Origin of the sequence: Candidatus Scalindua japonica (genome assembly GCF_002443295.1) — a bacterium.
Taxonomy (GTDB): Bacteria; Planctomycetota; Brocadiia; order Brocadiales; family Scalinduaceae; genus Scalindua; species Scalindua japonica.
Window position 1 is genome coordinate 164,985 of the sequence record NZ_BAOS01000003.1, and the last position, 18,396, is coordinate 183,380.

Annotated in this window: 13 protein-coding genes and 1 other RNA gene; 10 read left to right on the forward strand and 4 right to left on the reverse strand. The window is 38.5% G+C overall.

Going from position 1 to position 18,396, the window contains the following annotated elements:
• The first annotated feature begins 184 nt into the window (after positions 1-184).
• Positions 185-1,750 (forward strand): ribonuclease Y, encoded by a 1,566-nt coding sequence (gene rny, locus SCALIN_RS02155; protein ID WP_420885410.1) that lies wholly within the window; start codon positions 185-187, stop codon positions 1,748-1,750.
• Positions 1,750-3,588, forward strand: a complete 1,839-nt coding sequence (gene mnmG / locus SCALIN_RS02160; protein WP_096892620.1) for a tRNA uridine-5-carboxymethylaminomethyl(34) synthesis enzyme MnmG — start codon at positions 1,750-1,752, stop codon at positions 3,586-3,588. Before rny ends, mnmG begins: the two co-directional genes overlap by 1 nt.
• A 121-nt stretch (positions 3,589-3,709) precedes the next feature.
• On the opposite strand, the gene rho is transcribed toward mnmG, so the two are convergent.
• From rho to ssrS, 4 genes are all read right to left on the reverse strand, one after another.
• Positions 3,710-5,095 carry a transcription termination factor Rho gene (gene rho, locus SCALIN_RS02165; RefSeq protein WP_096892621.1) on the reverse strand — a complete coding sequence of 462 codons (1,386 nt, stop codon included), beginning with the start codon at positions 5,093-5,095 and terminating at the stop codon, positions 3,710-3,712.
• A 13-nt stretch (positions 5,096-5,108) separates the two neighbouring features.
• Positions 5,109-5,720 carry a dephospho-CoA kinase gene (gene coaE / locus SCALIN_RS02170; protein ID WP_096892622.1) on the reverse strand — a complete coding sequence of 204 codons (612 nt, stop codon included), beginning with the start codon at positions 5,718-5,720 and terminating at the stop codon, positions 5,109-5,111.
• Positions 5,721-6,671 (reverse strand): 5'-3' exonuclease, encoded by a 951-nt coding sequence (locus SCALIN_RS02175; protein ID WP_096892623.1) that lies wholly within the window; start codon positions 6,669-6,671, stop codon positions 5,721-5,723.
• Between the two features lie 448 nt (positions 6,672-7,119).
• Positions 7,120-7,295: non-coding RNA, 6S RNA (gene ssrS, locus SCALIN_RS02180), on the reverse strand.
• A gap of 122 nt (positions 7,296-7,417) precedes the next feature.
• On the opposite strand from ssrS, the gene SCALIN_RS02185 reads away from it, so the two are divergent.
• From SCALIN_RS02185 to SCALIN_RS02220, 8 genes are all read left to right on the forward strand, one after another.
• Positions 7,418-8,440, forward strand: coding sequence for a hypothetical protein (locus tag SCALIN_RS02185; protein ID WP_096892624.1), 1,023 nt, complete (start codon positions 7,418-7,420; stop codon positions 8,438-8,440).
• A 75-nt stretch (positions 8,441-8,515) separates the two neighbouring features.
• Entirely contained in the window at positions 8,516-9,514 is a 999-nt protein-coding gene (gene bioB / locus SCALIN_RS02190; protein ID WP_096892625.1) for a biotin synthase BioB, read from the forward strand.
• Positions 9,511-10,446 (forward strand): carbohydrate kinase family protein, encoded by a 936-nt coding sequence (locus SCALIN_RS02195; protein ID WP_096892626.1) that lies wholly within the window; start codon positions 9,511-9,513, stop codon positions 10,444-10,446. The genes bioB and SCALIN_RS02195 overlap by 4 nt, the downstream gene beginning before the upstream one ends.
• A 100-nt stretch (positions 10,447-10,546) precedes the next feature.
• The gene (locus SCALIN_RS02200; RefSeq protein WP_162532110.1) at positions 10,547-11,656 is read left to right on the forward strand and encodes a M48 family metallopeptidase; all 1,110 of its coding nucleotides are present in this window, start codon (positions 10,547-10,549) and stop codon (positions 11,654-11,656) included.
• A gap of 258 nt (positions 11,657-11,914) precedes the next feature.
• Positions 11,915-12,292, forward strand: coding sequence for a response regulator (locus SCALIN_RS02205; RefSeq protein ID WP_096892628.1), 378 nt, complete (start codon positions 11,915-11,917; stop codon positions 12,290-12,292).
• 745 nt (positions 12,293-13,037) lie between these two features.
• Positions 13,038-16,442, forward strand: coding sequence for a CheR family methyltransferase (locus SCALIN_RS02210; protein ID WP_096892629.1), 3,405 nt, complete (start codon positions 13,038-13,040; stop codon positions 16,440-16,442).
• 146 nt (positions 16,443-16,588) lie between these two features.
• The gene (locus tag SCALIN_RS02215; protein WP_096892630.1) at positions 16,589-16,993 is read left to right on the forward strand and encodes a PAS domain-containing protein; all 405 of its coding nucleotides are present in this window, start codon (positions 16,589-16,591) and stop codon (positions 16,991-16,993) included.
• Between the two features lie 32 nt (positions 16,994-17,025).
• Entirely contained in the window at positions 17,026-18,390 is a 1,365-nt protein-coding gene (locus SCALIN_RS02220; RefSeq protein WP_133111616.1) for a PAS domain-containing sensor histidine kinase, read from the forward strand.
• Positions 18,391-18,396 lie beyond the last annotated feature (6 nt).

Genomic DNA, 18,396 nt, shown 5'->3' on the forward strand with positions numbered 1-18,396 from the left:
AGAACCAGTTTAGTTATTTAAATTCCATTTCAGACAAAAAATCTGCTACCTCTCAAGTGTTAAGAGTAAACACTTGCCATGAGAATTCTTCCATACTTCAATTCTTTAGTGCTTCAGTTTCGTATTTACCTATACACACTGGAATTTCATTAATTCTTAATTTAATGCAAGGGGGCGATGACTTATTAATTATATTACTTCAAATCCATTAATATATTTTCCTATACTTCCAGTTTGCATAATCTTTGGTTTTTTAATATGTTTTTTGTTTTTTAGATTACGTCAAGTAAGCCGGGAAAAGGCTTCCAGGAGCGTAATTAAAGAAGCAAAATCAGAAGCTGAAAGAATAATTAAAGGCGCTGATATTACTGCCAGAGAAGAATTGTATAAACGTAAAGAGGGTTTTGAGAAAGAGACTCAAGATACAAGACATGAATTACGCCAACTTGAAAAACGTTTGAGCAAAAGGGAAGACAATCTTGAGAGAAAAATTGATATTATGACAAAGAAGGAGAAGTACATAGAAAGTATGGCTTCTAATTTGTCAAACAAAGAGAAAGATGTTAATAAAAAGAGTTCACAACTTGATGAGCTGATTGAGGAAGAAAAAAGTACTCTTTATAAGATTTCAGGGCTTTCAGCAGATGCTGCAGAAAAGTTATTACTAAGTCGACTGGAAAAAGAGCTTGAAATAGAATGTGCAGGTTTAATTGAAAAGCATATAAATAAGGCCAGAGAAGAAGCTGAAAAGAAGGCTATCTCAATAATAGGCACGGCGATACAGCGATGTACAGCAAATAACTCGATTGATAATGTTGTGAGCACCATTGAGTTGCCTGGAGATGAGATGAAAGGGAGGATTATAGGGAGAGAAGGCAGAAATATACGTGCTTTTGAGAAAGCAACCGGTGTAGACGTGATAGTAGATGATACTCCCGGTATAATTGTTCTTTCAGGCTTTGACGGTGTGCGTAGAGAGGTAGCCAGGTTAGCAATGAAAAAATTAATTGTGGATGGTAGAATCCATCCTGCACGTATAGAAGAGGTGGTGCAGGAGACCGAAAAAGATATTGAACAGATTGTTCTGGAGACAGGCAAACAAACTAGTTTTGAGTTGGGAATACATGACTTACATACAGAAATTATTAAATTAATAGGCCGTTTAAGGTACCGTACCAGCTATGGGCAGAACCAGCTTCAGCATTCAATAGAGGTTGCTGATCTTGCAGGCGTCCTGGCTGGTGAGTTGAAGCTTGACGCACAAGTAGCCAGGAGGTGTGGGCTTTTGCACGATATAGGCAAAGCGCTAAGCGCCGATGTAGAAGGCACTCACGCTCTTGTTGGTGCAGATTTTGCGAAGCGGTATGATGAAAAGCCGGATGTTATAAACGCAATTGCATCGCACCATGAGGAGGTGCCTTCTGAAACTGTGTATTCTGTCTTGATAAATGCTGCGGACGCCATCTCAGCAAGCAGGCCAGGGGCGAGGCGTGAAACTCTTGAAAAATATGTTAAGCGGCTTGAAAAGCTGGAAAGTGTTGCAATGTCTTTTAACGGAGTTGAAAGTGCTTACGCTATACAGGCTGGCAGAGAAGTAAGGGTTATTGTTCATCCGGATAAAGTCAGTGATAAATCAGCCTCAAAAATTTGCTATGATATTGCTAAGAATGTCGAAGATGAGCTTGAATATCCTGGAGAAGTAACCGTTACTGTGATTAGGGAAAAACGGGTGGTTCAGAAGGCAAAATAATGCACATTAGTTATGATGTCATAGTAGTTGGAGGGGGACATGCCGGATGTGAAGCGGCGTTGGCATCTGCAAGAATGGGTATGCAGACAGCATTGCTGTCGATGAATCTTGATACAATTGCGCAAATGTCTTGTAACCCTGCAATCGGAGGGTTGGCAAAAGGCCAACTAGTACGTGAAGTAGATGCGCTTGGTGGTGAAATGGGGAAGGTCATTGATGAGACGGCCATCCAGTTTAGACTTCTAAATGCCAGTAAAGGGCACGCAGTACGATCTCCCCGCGCACAGGCAGACAAAAAAAAATATCAATTTACAATGAAAAAGAGATTGGAAGAGCAGTACAATCTCTCATTACGACAGGATAGTGTTGAGGAAATTGTAGTTGAAAATAGAGAGAGACTGGATTTAATTGGTAAAAGTGGTACAAAGTACAGATCCAAAGCCGTAATTATTACAACGGGTACATTTCTTAACGGACTAATTCACATTGGCAACTCACAGGTGCATGGTGGGAGATCAAGTGAACCATCATCAGATAAATTATCAGCCGGGTTAAAGGATTTAGGTTTTGAGTTAGCCAGGCTGAAAACAGGAACATCGCCACGCCTGAACGGCAGGAAGATAAATTATGATATCCTGCAAGAGCAAGAGGGTGATAAACAACCTACAGCATTCTCTTTTTCTACCAAAAACATCCAGCAACCTCAGGTTAATTGTTTTATAACATATACAAATAAATTAACGCACGAAATTATCAGGTCAAACCTGGACCGTTCTCCACTTTACACTGGTCAAATTAAGGCAATTGGCCCGAGATATTGCCCTTCTATTGAAGATAAAATCACTAGATTTCCTCATAAAGAGCAACATCAGATATTTATTGAACCGGAAGGTCTCCATACTTCAGAGGTATATTGTAACGGCATTTCTACCAGCGCACCATTTGATGTTCAGGAAGCAATGGTCCATTCCATAAAAGGATTGGAAGAGACAAATATAACGCGTTATGGGTACGCAATAGAATATGATTATGTTCCACCTACCCAGATTAAACCTTCATTAGAGGCAAAAAATGTTGAAAATGTTTTTCTGGCAGGTCAGATAAACGGTACTTCAGGTTATGAAGAAGCTGCTGCGCAGGGAATCATGGCAGGGATAAATGCAGTTTTAAAAATCCGTGGTAGTAAACCTTTTGTTCTTGACCGTTCTGAAGCGTATATTGGTGTTTTAATTGATGACCTGGTGACAAAAGGGACTCGTGAACCATATAGAATGTTCACCTCCAGGGCTGAGTACAGACTCGTTCTCAGACATGATAATGCGGACAGGAGGCTCATGAAATATGGTTATAAGCACGGATTGATCAGTAAAAAGCAATGGGATGAGTTGTCAGTCAAAGAGAAAATTATTTCTGAAACAAATAAGTATCTTGAGTACAAAAAACACGGGGCAGACTCATTAATAAAACTATTGAGGCGTCCAGACATGAATTTCAAAACCTTGTTGGAACTTGACAAAGAACTAATGAATAAAAATATCCCTTCTTCTGCTCAAGAACAGATAGAAATTGAGGCTAAGTATAAAGGCTATATCAGCAGGCAAAACCAGCAAATTGAAAAGTTCAAAAGGATGGAAAACTTGATGCTTCCTGCTCAGTTTCACTATGATAACATACCGGGTTTGAGGAAAGAAGCACAGCAGAAGCTAGACAATCTTCGTCCTGTCTCCTTGGGACAGGCATCTCGCATCTCAGGAGTGTCTCCTGCAGATATTTCAATTCTGATGGTTTATTTGTTGAGTAAGGGCAAACCTGATACTCGAACAGTATCAGGCTCTTAAAGCATTGAACTATAAGAGCGTTGTCAATGTTTTGTAATTCGTTACATTATAAAGTTTAGTTTGCGTTTATTGTATACTCAAACCTCTTGAAAGAGAGAGATATCTCTTGTCCCGAAAAGTACTACCTTTTCATATTCATACTCATTAAGAATTCCGCATTTGTCTGTGTTTTAGATAGTTTGCTTGAAAGTAATTCTAACACTTCTGCAGGATTCATTTCATTAAGTACTCTTCGCAGTACCCACACTCTTTTTAATTCCTCGGGATCAAGTATTAATTCTTCCTTTCTTGTTCCAGACCTGTTTATATCAATTGCGGGGAACAGCCTCTTCTCTGCCAATCTTCTGTCTAAATGCAATTCCATGTTACCTGTGCCTTTGAACTCTTCGAAGATAACCTCATCCATTCTGCTGCCTGTATCGATAAGAGCAGTGGCAATTATAGTCAAGCTTCCACCTTCTTCAATATTTCTTGCAGCACCAAAAAATCTTTTTGGCTTCTGAAGTGCATTGGCATCAACACCACCTGACAGTATTTTTCCGCTATGTGGTATTTCAGTGTTATATGCTCTTGCCAGACGAGTGATAGAGTCTAGTAATATCACAACATCTTTTTTGAACTCTACCATGCGCTTGGCTTTTTCTATTACCATTTCTGCAACCTGTACATGCCGACTTGCCGGTTCATCAAAAGTAGAACCTATTACCTCTGCGTCGACAGCCCTGTCCATCTCTGTTACCTCTTCAGGACGTTCATCTATCAATAGTATTATCAAGTAAACTTCCGGGTGGTTTTTTGTTATACTGTTTGCGATTTCCTTAATAAGGACAGTTTTTCCTGTGCGGGGCGGGGCGACAATCAAACCACGCTGTCCTTTGCCTATTGGTGTTACCAGGTCCATTATTCTCATCTCTGTCTCATTTTTATTTGCTTCCAACAAGAGACGTTCGTCAGGATGGAGTGGTGTTAAGTCATCAAAAACACACATTTCATTTAAGAGGTCAGGGTTTTCATAGTTTATAGCTTCTACTCTGAGGAGGGCAAAATATCTTTCATTTTCTTTAGGAGGGCGTATTTGCCCTGAAACAGTGGCACCCGTTCTTATCCCAAACCGTCTTATTTGTGATGGAGATATATATATATCATCGGGACATGGTAAGTAATTGTAGTCCGGAGAGCGTAAAAAACCAAAACCTTCCGGTAGTACCTCAACTACTCCCTCTCCATACATAAGGCCATTCTGGTTTACTCGTTCCTTAAGTATTTTAAATATTAATTCCTGCTTTTTAAGGCCGGAATACTCCTTTATGCCTTCTTTTTTCGCAGTATCCTGAAGCGATTTTATTGTCATTTTTTGTAATGAGGTGATATGCATATCACCTTTTTTTATTTCTTCATATTTTTCATTTGTATTTTTATCTACGACGGGTGTGCTGGCTTTCTTAACTGCCTTGGTCGCTTTCGTAGTCTTTGTTGTTTTTGTTGAAGCTGTCTTAGTCGAAACCATGTTATTCTCCAAATTACTTTTTTGTTATAAATTGACACCAGAAATCTTTAACTTGATTTAATGTATCCTCTTTTGAATTGTTATTATTTATGATAATATCCGCAAGTTCCCTTTTTTGGGGTATTAAGCCTTGGAACTTTTCTCTCTTTGCTATTTCATCTAATGGCCACTTACGGCTGTACCGGACTCTTGACTCACATCTGTTTTTCTCAGTATCTGCAAACAAAATTATGTCACAGATATCTATTAAGTTTGATTCAACTAATAGTGCGGCATCTAATACAATAGCCTCTGTTGCTGTTTCAATCTGAAGTTCGGCAATTCTATTTTTAATTTTTTCTACTACCTTAGGATGTATTATTTTATTTAAAGCAGAGACCTCATCCTTGTCTGCAAATACGATTTCTGCTAACATGCGTCTTTCGATCTTGCCATCACTGTTCAGTATATGGTTTCCCCATCTTTTCGTGATCTTATCTGTAATGTCTCTGGTATTAATGAGATTATGGCAAATTTTGTCGGCATCAATAATATCAGCACCCAATGTGCCCAGCATTTCAGCGATTGTACTCTTTCCACTAGCTATACCACCAGTAATACCTATTACATTAACATGTCGCTTCATTCAGTTGCTATCATGATTATCAGCAAGAAAGGAGTTAAATCCATATGCAGTAAACAGTTCATTAAGTTTATTATTATTAAAATTTGTGAATCGGCACGATTCGAGGCGGAAATCGATAGGGACTTCTGTATTAATAGTTGCCAGACGCATTGATAATCTCGCCAATTCAGCATATTTCAATAAGTTTTCCTGTTTTTTCTTGCCTTTTATCCTGTCAATATTTGATAATACGTTATCGAGTGACTTCCATTCTCTAATAAGATTTAAAGCTGTCTTAAGTCCGATACCGGGAATACCGGGTATGTTGTCGCTTGAGTCTCCACTGAGAGCAAGAACATCAATAAAGTTTTTGGGCTCAATTCCCATTTCGTTTCGTATCTTATCGATATCCCTTATCTCCTTCTTTCTGGGATTGAAAACCTTTATATGTTTGTCCACTAACTGGTCCATGTCTTTATCTGTTGTTATAATTGTGCATTCTATATTTTCCATAGACACTTTCTTTGAAATAGTTCCAATTATATCGTCTGCCTCAAAACCTTTTATCGCAAAAATTGGTATATTGTAAGCTCTTATTAAATCGAACATTAGAGGTATCTGCGACGCCAGATCATCAGGTGTAGGTTTTCTATGCTCTTTATATTTTGCATATTCTAAATGCCTGAATGTAGGTCCTTTTGAATCAAAAGCGATTGCCATATAATATGGCTTGTCCTCTTTTACAATTTTACGTAACATCCTGGTAAATCCATACACCGCATTTATTGGTTGTCCAGAAGGAGTTGTTAAACCGATTATTGCATAGTATGCCTGATATAGTTGAGAATGTCCGTCAATAATAAAGAAATTTTTCGACACTTTTGGATATATATTTATAATGGAATTGTCTGTCGGTTCTAATACATTTTCACGTTTTAGGCAATAAGCAAGTGTTAGAGAGGTCTTTTGCAAGAAAAGGTTTCAGGTGATCTTTGTATATACTTTCAATAAATTTTTGTTAAATATGCAGAATTTTACTGATTATTTAAGTTTCCGGAGTTCACTGCGAATTTGAATGTTACAACAAGTATAATTGAAACCCAGGAGCTTGCTATTTCATTTCACAAGTGTGGCGCCAAGAAATGTTGAATACCTAACTAGATGGAAAATAGAGGTAATTCATGAATATTAGTTGTGTTTATCGTATTTGTCAAGCACTTTTTTTAATTTTCTCATAATAAGAGTTTCTGTTTTATCTCTAAATACAGTTATATGTTGTGAGTATTCATGTAAAAAACGGTGATAGATAATAGAGTTATAAATAATTAAAGTTTGTCTCTGTTCTTCTTATAATTATTTATGTAGCTTCTATTATGAACTAAATATGAACTGAAAAAAGTGATATTAAGAGCAAGAAATAACAGGCTCCGCTATTGCCGTGAGAAGAGTTTTTTCGTCAACCCTTTTTCAAGGTGGGCACTCTTTGTTAACCAATCTCCACGTTAAGCAAAGATTAAAGTCAGCAAAATAAAGCTCCCGATAGGACGTTTGTAGGTTTAAAAAAATTTCCTTCTAGCACGAACATAGCAGAGCCGCTTTCACACGACTTATATCAAATGTGATAATTTAATTCAAGCATATTCTTGACGCTTAATATGTAAGTCTTTGATATAGTTTCTCTTGACAGAGTTATTTGGTGGAAGTAGTATTGTGATGCTATGAAATTAGGTGCGAGTTATTTTGGAAACAGGACATTAAAGCATGTCGAAAAAGATATGGAGAAAATGATACAGGATGGGTGTAATCTTGTTATTCATACAATGAGTGAACACGATATCACTTATCATGCTGAAACCATGATTGATATTGTTCGGATGAGTAAAAATGTCGGGCTGGAGGTGTTCATGGACCCATGGGGGATTGGTAGGGTTTTTGGCGGTGAATCATTTTCAGCATTTGTAAAACTATTTCCGGAAGCAAGGCAGAAGTTGAGTTTTACGGAAGGTGACATTAATGTAAACAAGGCATGCATTAATTCAAGAACATTTAGAGATAAGATGTCTCAATGGATTGATCTTGCGGCAAGCACTGGCGCAGATGGTGTATTCTGGGATGAACCGCATCTCTTTTATGGAGAGTTTACTGAGTTGTTTGGTAAAACAAGAAAAATCTGGGGATGTACATGCCTCACATGTAAAGATATTTATAAGAACAGTTTCGGTTATGAAATGCCCCGGGAGTTTACGAATGATGTAATGGAATTCAGACAGGAAACCATATTAAATTTTTTAGAGTTTTTATCAGACCACTCTTCAAGTAAAGGACTTAAAAATGCAGTTTGTCTCTTTCCATTCAGTGAACCTAAATATGGTATATATGAGTGGGAGAAAATAGTTAAACTGAAGAATATAGATATATTTGGGAGTGATCCATACTGGATTTCATATAATAAACCCGTTGGTGAGTTTGTGGAGAAGGTGTCCAGAGAAGTCGTGCGTTTATGCGAAAAGTACCATAAGGAACCTCAAATTTGGATACAGGGATACAGAGTTCCTCTAGGGCAGGAAGAAGAGGTTTCTACCGCTATTAAAGCGGCTTTCAATTCAGGTGTAAGAAATATCGCGACATGGTGCTTTGAGGGAGGGGCATGTATGTCATATGTTGCATCTGACCGACCTGAAATGGTTTGGGGTAATATCAGCAAAGAATATAAGGCATTACGCAAAGTGCCTGAAGTTTGAAGTGCTGAAATGGTTAAAGTTAAGAAGCTCTTCTGCTTTATAGCTTTGGCTTTTTTAAAATATTAAGATACAACTATGAATACAAAAATAGAAAAAATCGCAAAGGGTATATTACAAGGAAAAGAGATAACATATGAAAAAGCTTCTTATTTGTTTGAGTTAAGAGGGCTTGATACTTATGACTTATTGTATTGGGCAAATCGTATACGCTATAGTTCATTTAAAAATGTTGTCAGTTTATGCTCGATAATTAGCGCAAGGCAGGGAAGTTGTTCGGAAGACTGCAGGTTTTGCTCTCAATCCAGTCGATACAAGACGGATATATCAAGTTTTCCATTAATTGAAAAAGAAAAAATCGCGGAGGCTGTAGAAAAAGGAAAGGAGTATAAATCGGATTGCGTAGGTGTGGTGACTAGTGGATACAGCTTGCAGGCGAGTGACAATTTTAACAAAATATGTGATGAAGCGTCTGCATTGGCTAAAAAAGATGGTCCACCTGTTCACACTTCAATAGGTATGATTACGAATGAAATGGCGGAGAAACTGGTCTCAAGTGGTGTAGAGATGATTAATCATAACCTGGAAACATCTGAGGACTACTATTCAAACATATGTACAACACATACCTATAATGATAGAGTAGAGACAATTAAGATTGCAAAGCGTGCTGGCTTGAAGATTTGCAGTGGCGGTATTTTCGGGGTCGGGGAGAGTGTTGCGGATAGATTAAACCTGGCTTTCAAACTGAAGGAGCTTGATGTCGATGCAATACCCATGAATTTTCTCAGTCCTGTTAAAGGCACGCCTTTGTCTGCGGAAAACTCATTGGAGCCTATGGATATATTGAAAATAATAGCCGTATATCGTTTCGTATTTCCGGATAAAGAAATTAAGGTTGCAGGGGGAAGAGAAGAAAATCTCCGTGATGTACAGAGTTGGATGTTTTATGCGGGAGCAAATAGCACGATGATTGGCGATTATCTTACTACAAGGGGGAAACTGCCGGAGGACGATTTGCAGATGATAAGAGATTTGGGGATGAATTATAAAATGGGAGAGATGCAAAACCATTGAATTACGATGTTGTTGGATTAGGGCAATGCTGTATTGATTATCTAGGGGTTGTAGAACAATATCCAGGTATTAATGAGAAGGAAGAGGTAAATGATCTCACTGTTCAGGGCGGGGGGCCGGTAGCAACTGCAATGGTTACGTTGTCCAGGCTTGGAGCTTCTACTACTTTTATTGGAAAGATATCTGATGACTATTTTGGTAGCTTGATTAAAGACAGCTTAACAAGCGAATTTGTCAATATTGATCACATTATTGTAGAGAAAGACAAAAGATCTCAATTTGCTTTTATCGTAATAGAAAAGGAGACAGGCAAAAGGACTGTTTTGTGGTCCAGGGCGACGGTAACACCTTTAAGGTTAGAAGAGATAAACAGAGGTGTGATCAATACCGCAAAAGTATTACTTCTGGATGGACTTATGAAAGAAAGTTCAATGGCTGCCGCTGAATATGCAAGGGAAGCAGGGGTAACAATTGTTGTTGATGCTGGTAGTATGAGAGAAGGAACATTAGCGCTTGTAAACTTGTCCGATTACTTTATCGCATCAGAAGATTTTGCAAGACAATTTTCCCATGATAATGATCCAAAAGTTGCCGCAATGGAGTTAATAGGACTTGGTGCAAAAATAGTAATAGTGACACTTGGCGAAAAAGGAAGTATTTCTGTCACTTCAGAAGAGTGTTTTTATCAACCGGCATTCAATGTAAGGGCTGTCGATACGACCGGATGTGGAGATGTGTTCCATGGTGCTTTTATTTTTGGGTTACTGCAAAAGTGGGATTTAAACGAAACAATAAGATTTGCCTCTGCCACTGCCGCTCTTAAATGCAGTGAGATTGGAGGTAGAACTGCTATTCCTGACCTCAGGGAAGTGGAGGTATTTCTGGAGAATGACAACGATAATTGGCCAACAAGTTTGGAAAATGTTTCTTGATTCTCTTCTTGAGAAGGAGGGGAAAGCGGTGGTCATGAATCTATAAGTTTTTATCAGCTTTCTGGATAATTACTGATAATATTCCTTAATGATAAGATTAATGTCTGAGAACTCAAAAAAACAATCCGCAGTATTATCAAAGAAGTACTCTTTGCAAAAACATATATCAACTCTTTTGGGTTTAGCAATAGCGCTGACCTACTTACTCTTCATGGTTTTTTTCGGATCAAAAGTCTTAAAACATCTCATTTCGTTAATAACAGTGAATGAATATCTATTAATAGCTCTATATATATCAGTATTTATTATCATCATTGATATTGTAACTGTTCCTTTAAGTTTCTATGGGGGTTTTGTTCTTGAACATATGTATAAATTATCAAATCAGAAAATTTCAGGATGGTTCAAGGATGAGTTAAAAAAGTTTTTGATATCACTGCCACTTATTATAGTTATGGTTGAGATAATGTATATATTTCTCAGGAATTTTCCGGATACGTGGTGGATTTATATTACCATGATCTGGATTTTTTTCTCATTGATTATGGCTAAACTTGCTCCTGTTCTTATCTTTCCACTATTCTATAAAAGTGTGCCTTTAGATAATAAAGAAGTTAAAGAAGGATTGCAGTCACTTGCAGAAGGTACCGGTATTAATATTGAGGGAGTTTATAAAATCAATTTGAGTAAAGATACAAAGAAGGCTAATGCTGCCCTTGCCGGTATGGGAAGTACCAGAAGGGTGCTTCTGGGAGATACACTGTTAGATTCATATTCACCTGCTGAAATAAAATCAGTGTTTGCTCACGAGTTAGGTCATCACATATACCATCACATATGGAAAATGTTAGCCATTGGTACTATATCAGGCTGCTTGGGGTTTGCGTTTTGTCACTTAGTGCTGTCAAAAGTGATAATAGTTTTGGGGTATCAGAATATACACGATATCGCTGCGTTTCCAATCGTCTGTATGTCCCTGGCAGTTTCTGCCTTTCTGTTTTTACCAATTCAAAATGCTTTCAGCCGGAGGTTTGAAAGGGCGTGTGACAGATATGCGATTGAGCAAACCAATGACCCGGAAGCATTCATTTCCGCTATGGATAAACTGGCAGAACAGAATCTGGCAGACAGAAGCCCAAACAGGTTTGTAGAATTATTGTTTTACAGCCATCCGCCAATATCAAAACGCATTGAGATGGCAAAAAGATGAGTTTTGCAATAGATGACGAAGAGGATATATGTAACATTCTGGATCAGTTTTCACTAAAGATGGTCACACGGTTAAGAGTATTACAAGTAGTACTAAGGCCATCAAATTAATACAGAGTGAAGGAATAATCGGAAAGTTCATGATAAAAGTAATAGAGAGCTGAATGTAGATTTTGTTGTTAAAAAACCTTTTGATTTAAAAAAATTATCATGGCATATACATAAGTTGTTCGGTAATGCATGATTAAGGAGCTAAGCTATGTCAAAGAAAAAGATTCTGGCGGTTGACGACGAGCCAAACCTGACCCATTCACTCAGAAGAACACTTACGGCAACAGGGAAATATGAAGTAAGGGAAGAAAACTCGGGGGCATGTGCGTATAAATCCGCTCTGGAATTTCAACCGGACATAATCATACTTGATGTAATGATGCCTGGTATTGGTGGAGGTGCGATTGCTGAAAAGATCCAGGATAATGATAATTTAAAACATATTCCTATAGTGTTTTTAACCGGTATATTAGAACAACAAGAAGTGGAATCTACCGGCAGCAATATTAGTTGTCACACGTTTTTGGCTAAGCCAGTTAACCCTGATGATCTGATCACATGTATTGAGAAAAAGTTGGGTAAATAGTTTTAAAAGCCATTGTTTCAATAATCAACATAGTGTTTAAAAAGCTAACATAATTATGGAAGTCAAAAAAATACTGTAAGTTGAGACTGTTTTCAGAGAAATCAGACATTAGTTTTTGTATGCATGAGTAATAAGACCCTAAGGTGCGAGTAGAAAAAATATAAAAACTGTAGAATTTGTTGACAGGGTTTTTCGTTGAAATTACCGGCAATTGTTGTGCTTAGATAGTGCGCGTATTCGCTCTGGACAGAGCGTTAGTTTGGCTCGCCAAACGGGATGTTATGTAAAATGGCAAATCTTCACATATGATTTTGCACAGTTGTGTATGATGCATTTGACGGGTAAAAATCTTCAATTAAAATCATGTGGTATAGTAGCTAAGTTGAATGAAAGCATTTGCCCTGTATGCAATTGCTTTCTCGTTGAAAGCAGTTAGAACTTATATATATTCATATAGAACTCTCTTAACACATAGTCTTACGTTGTATTTTGAGCTTGATTTTCTATTGTTTTAGACGTACTGTATTACTTCAAAGATTATATAAACCTTTAATATGGAACTTTAGAGAAAACAATGTTCTTACAAAAAATTACAGGTCTGAGTTTTGCTCACTCACAACATTATCTTTCAGAGGAGGGTTTTTTGAACCTATCCGCATGACTATTTTTGTTTGGCCAGGCTCTTTCATCGGTTGAGAAATAATAAAAAACCATTTCCATAAAATTGATACTGGAGCAAACCTGAATGGAAAAAAAGAAAATTGTAAAAAAAAAAATTCCTGCTTCCAAAAAAATAAAGAAACCCGTTACTTCTAAAAAAACAGGTAAAGCTGAAATAACAAAAAATAAGGCACCTCTTAATGTAGATAAAGTGTTATCTAAAAAGATAACAACACTAAAGAACGCAGGCACCGTTCTCATCAAAGACAACTCAAGCAAAAGCACGAACGGTACTAAATCTTTTCCTATTGTCGGTATCGGGGCTTCTGCGGGTGGGCTTGAAGCGCTAGAGGGTTTTTTTGTAAGTATGCCTTCTCAATCCAACATTGCCATTATAGTTATCCAGCACCTTGCACCCAGGTACAAGAGCATCATGGGTTCTCTCCTGAAGAAATATACAAAGATGAAGATATTTGAGATAAAGGACGGAATGAAGGTTGATCCGAACAGCATCTATCTCAATCCCCCTGATAATGATGTGGCTATTATGAGCGGTACCTTACAGTTGATCGAACCCCTGAAGTCCCATGCACTCAGACTGCCTATTGACAGTTTTTTTCGTTCACTTTCAGAAGACCAGGGCAAAATGGCAATTGGTATTGTCCTTTCCGGTACGGGGACAGATGGTACACTGGGGCTGAAGGCGATCAAGAGTGAGGGAGGAATGGCCATGGTACAGGATGAAGGCCAGGCAAAATATGACTCTATGCCAAGAAGCGCCATAAACACTGGCCTTGTTGACTATATCCTCCCCGTAGAAAAGATGCCGGATGAGCTTGCCAGATATGTTAAACATCCATATATTGAAAAGGACGCAATTACCGGTACCACTGAGCAGAAATACCAGAACAATGTAACAAAGGTACTCATTCAGATCCGCAGCAAAACAGGTCATGACTTTTCCCACTATAAACAGAATACTATCCGCAGGAGAATTGAGAGGCGGATGGCCGTGCACCAGATAGACAAGATATCACACTATCTCGATTATATTCGTGAAAACCCGTTAGAAGTGACAACCCTTTACAAAGATCTTCTTATAGGGGTAACAAATTTCTTCAGAGATCCCGATGCGTTTGATATCCTGGAAAAAGAGATAATATCTGAAATCCTAAAGACCAGAAAGGGTGACAATATACGTGTATGGGTTCCCGGTTGTGCCACCGGAGAGGAGGCGTATTCCATAGCTGTTATCTTTGCGGAACTCATTGAAAAGTCGCAAAAGCACTTCAATATTCAGATATTTGGTACCGATATAGATGAAGACGCCATAGAGTATGCGCGAGCGGCTATTTATCCGGAGAGTATTGCGGCAGATATATCGAAGGAGAGACTAAAACGTTTTTTTGTAAAAGAGGACAGTACCTATAAGGTAAACAAACAGATCCGTGAGATGTTGGTATTTGCCACCCAAAGCCTGATAAAAGATCCTCCTTTCTCCAGGCTGGATCTGGTCTCATGCAGAAACGTCCTGATCTATATGGACTCTGTGCTACAGAAAAGAATACTGCCGGTTTTTCACTATACACTGAATAAGGATGGATATCTGTTTTTAGGTTCTTCAGAGACTATCGGAGAACATTCAGACCTTTTTTCAACAATGAATTCTAAGTGGAAGATCTATAAACGGCAGGGAGAGCTTGCAGACAGAACCATTGGATATCCTATTACTGAGAATGTGGAACTTTCCAGGGAATTACCGGTTGTTGAAGGCAGGAAATATCTGAAGGAGACTAATATATATCAGATGGCAGAAAGGGAGATCCTGGATAAATACGCTCCGCCGTTTGTCCTGATTAATGATAAACACGAAATCCTTTATGTTAATGGCAAGATACATAAGTACCTGTTGACACCTTCGGGTGTACCTGTCTTTAATATCCTGAAGATGGCACACGAAGACCTGCGCTACAAGCTGACTTCCGTTCTCCATAAACTGGGCAATAAACAAGAGGCTATTGTCAGCAGGGGGTTGAAGGTGAGGGATAATGGTAATTTCCGAACGGTCGATCTGACCGTTAAACCCTTTTCTCCAGGAAAAGATACCGATGGGATGATAATGGTCATTTTTGAGGAAAAGGAACCTCCTGAAAAGCCCGCGAAGAGGAAAACAACCTCGGGTAGGACCAGAAAAGAAGACCCGCAGATAACAAATATGAAACAGGAGCTGAAGTCTGCAAAAGAGTATCTGCAGGCAACGATCGAAGAACTGGAGACATCCAACGAAGAGCTCAAGTCTGCTAATGAAGAGATGCAGTCTACCAATGAGGAGCTTCAGAGTACCAATGAGGAGTTGGAAACCTCTAAAGAAGAGCAACAGTCCACAAATGAGGAGCTGGAAACGGTAAACTCTGAACTCCAGAATAAGGTAAGCGAACTCTCACGCGCCAATAACGACCTCAACAATCTTCTTGCAAGCACTGATATTGCTACTATTTTCCTTGATACCAAACTGAGTATAGTACGCTTTACCCCTTCATTGACAAAGTTATTTAATGTGCTGCCGTCAGATCTTAACCGTCATATTGGTGATATTACTGCAAAATTCAACTCCGATACGCTCTATCAGAATGCGGAAACAGTGCTGAATACATTAGTTCAAACAGAGCAAGAGATCCAGGCCAATGACGGCAGCCGTTATAGTGTACGTATTTTACCCTATCGTACAGTTGAAAATCTCATTGATGGTATCGTATTGACGTTTGTGGATATAACGAATGTTACTAAGCTGAGAATTAAGGAGCAAGCGTTTCGTGAATATGCGGAGAACCTTGTTGAAACGGTGCGTGAGCCTCTTGTTGTGTTGGACTCCTGCCTGCGTGTAGTATCTGCAAACAGATCATTCTATCAGACATTCAAGGTTGCAGTACAAGAAACAGAAGGCAGATTTATTTACGATCTTGGGAATCGTCAATGGAATATTCCAAAGCTACGGAAATTATTGGAAGAAGTACTACCGGAGAAGAAAATTATAAATGATTTTGAAGTTGAGCATATTTTTGAATCTATTGGTGAAAAAACTATGATACTCAATGCACGGCAAGTAATTCGAGAAGAAGAAGGAAGATTAATTCTTCTGGCCATAGAGGATGTCACTGAGCGGAACAAAGCAGAAAAAGAAAAAATAGATGAAATAAAAAGCGTTACTGTATTTCCTGATAAAAATCCTAACCCCGTGCTACGAGTTAAAAGAGACGGCATTATTGTATATGCCAACAATGCCTGTGAGCCTTTATTAAGTGAATGGAATACAGAGGTTAATAACCCAATATATGAAGACTTAATGCAAACAGTAAAGAATGTATTACGCTCTGGAAAAGCCAAAGAAATTCAGGTTACAGCGGGTAGTACAATCTTCTCATTACAGTTTGTACCGGTAGCCGGAACAGATTATGTTAATGTTTATGGTATTAAAAGTACCAGAAAATAAGAAGATTGATAAAGAATAAAAAACAAATAACAAACAAAATCAGTAGGCAAAGCCTAAGACTTGCGCCTATTGGAGAAAGCAGCCCAGAACGGTTGCCCTTCGAAACACGTATTTTTTTAATAACATTTGTCTGAGTTGTAACGAAAATGAAGAGAGAAAATCCTGACGAGAAAAAATCGCCTGAACTTCGTAAAAAAGCAGAGAAAAAGCTCAGTCATGAGACAATAGATATAGAGAAACTCTCAGAGGCAGACGTCCGCAAACTGGCACAAAAGCTCCAAGTGTATCAGATAGAGCTGGATTTGCAGAATAAAGAGCTCAGGATGTCACAGCAGAAACTTGAAGCTTCAAGAGACAGGTATTCAAGGTTATATGATTTTGCTCCGGTTGGGTATCTTACCATTAGTGAAAAAGGATTAGTTCTTGAGGCTAATCTAACATACGCCTTAATGTTAGGTTTGGAGCGAGGTTCGTTAATAAAAAACGATTGTCAGATTTTATTGCCAGGGAAGATCAAGATATATTTTATCTTTATCACAAACATGTTTTAAAATCAAAAAAACGGGAAATATGTAAATTAAGAATGATGAAAAAGGATGGTACTCAATTCTATGCACAACTGGAAAGTGAAATAGAGTTTGATCAAAATGGCCATCAATGCAGGATAATCATAACTGACATCACTATACAAAAGCGGGGGGAGGAGTCTCTCCGGCAGCAATTCCATATCAATAAGACTATTACGGACAATGCCGCATCATGCCTTTTCATGATGGACAAACAAGGCTATCCTACATTTATGAATCCCGCTGCCGAAGCGGTAACGGGCTACACACTGGATCAGATCTGTGCAATGCCGCTTCACGATTCAATTCACCACCATCATCCTGACGGAAGACCGTATCCAAAGTGTAATTGTCCCATTGACAATGCCGAGGCGGAAATGAAGGGTTACGAGGACATATTTATTCGCAGGGACGGTACCTTTTTCCCCGTGATCTGTTATATTGCGCCGCTGGAGGAGAAAGGTAAAGATGTTGGTTGCGTTCTGGAATTTCACGACGTAACCGAACAGAAGAAAGTGGAGAGAGAGTTGCTAAAACACAAAGAACAATTAGAAACTCTTGTCGATGAAAGGACGAAAGCATTAGAAGAAAAAGTTCTGAAATTAAACAAAAGCGAAAAAGCCCTGCTCTATATGCTTGAGGATATGAAATACGTTTCTAAGAAGCTAAAACAACGCTCTGCAGAACTTGAAGCATCTAACGAAGAGCTGAATACTTTCAGTTACTCGGTTTCACATGACCTGCAGGCGCCATTAAGAGGTATAGATGGTTTTAGCAAGATACTCATCACGGAATATGCAGATGTTCTTGATGAGCAGGGAAAATCACATCTGCAGCGTATACGTAAAGCAACCATGAAAATGTCACATCTCATCAACGATTTGTTATCGTTCTCACGTATATCCAGCTATAAAACAAGATATGAGTCTCTTGATTTAAGCCAGAAAGTCGGGAGTATCGCAATAGAACTTAAGGAGGCTAGTGAGGCTGGGCACCGGGTAGATTTTATTATACAGGAAGGAGTTGTTGCTTATGGGGACAATAAATTGTTGAATATTGTACTTGATAATTTATTACAAAATGCCTGGAAGTTTACGGCAAAAAAACCCAGGGCAAAGATAGAGTTCGGGGTTACACATGTTAATGGTGAAGAGGTATATTTTATTCGAGATAACGGCGTTGGTTTCGATATGAAATATGCAGGCAAGCTCTTTGGTACCTTTCAGCGTCTGCATTCCGAGAAAGAGTATATGGGAACCGGGATCGGTCTGGCGACGGTCAGACGCATCATAAATCGGCATGGTGGACAGGTATGGGCCGAAGGGCAGGAAGAAAAAGGTGCAATTTTTTATTTTAAACTTCCAGGTATAAAAAAGAAATGAGCTCCA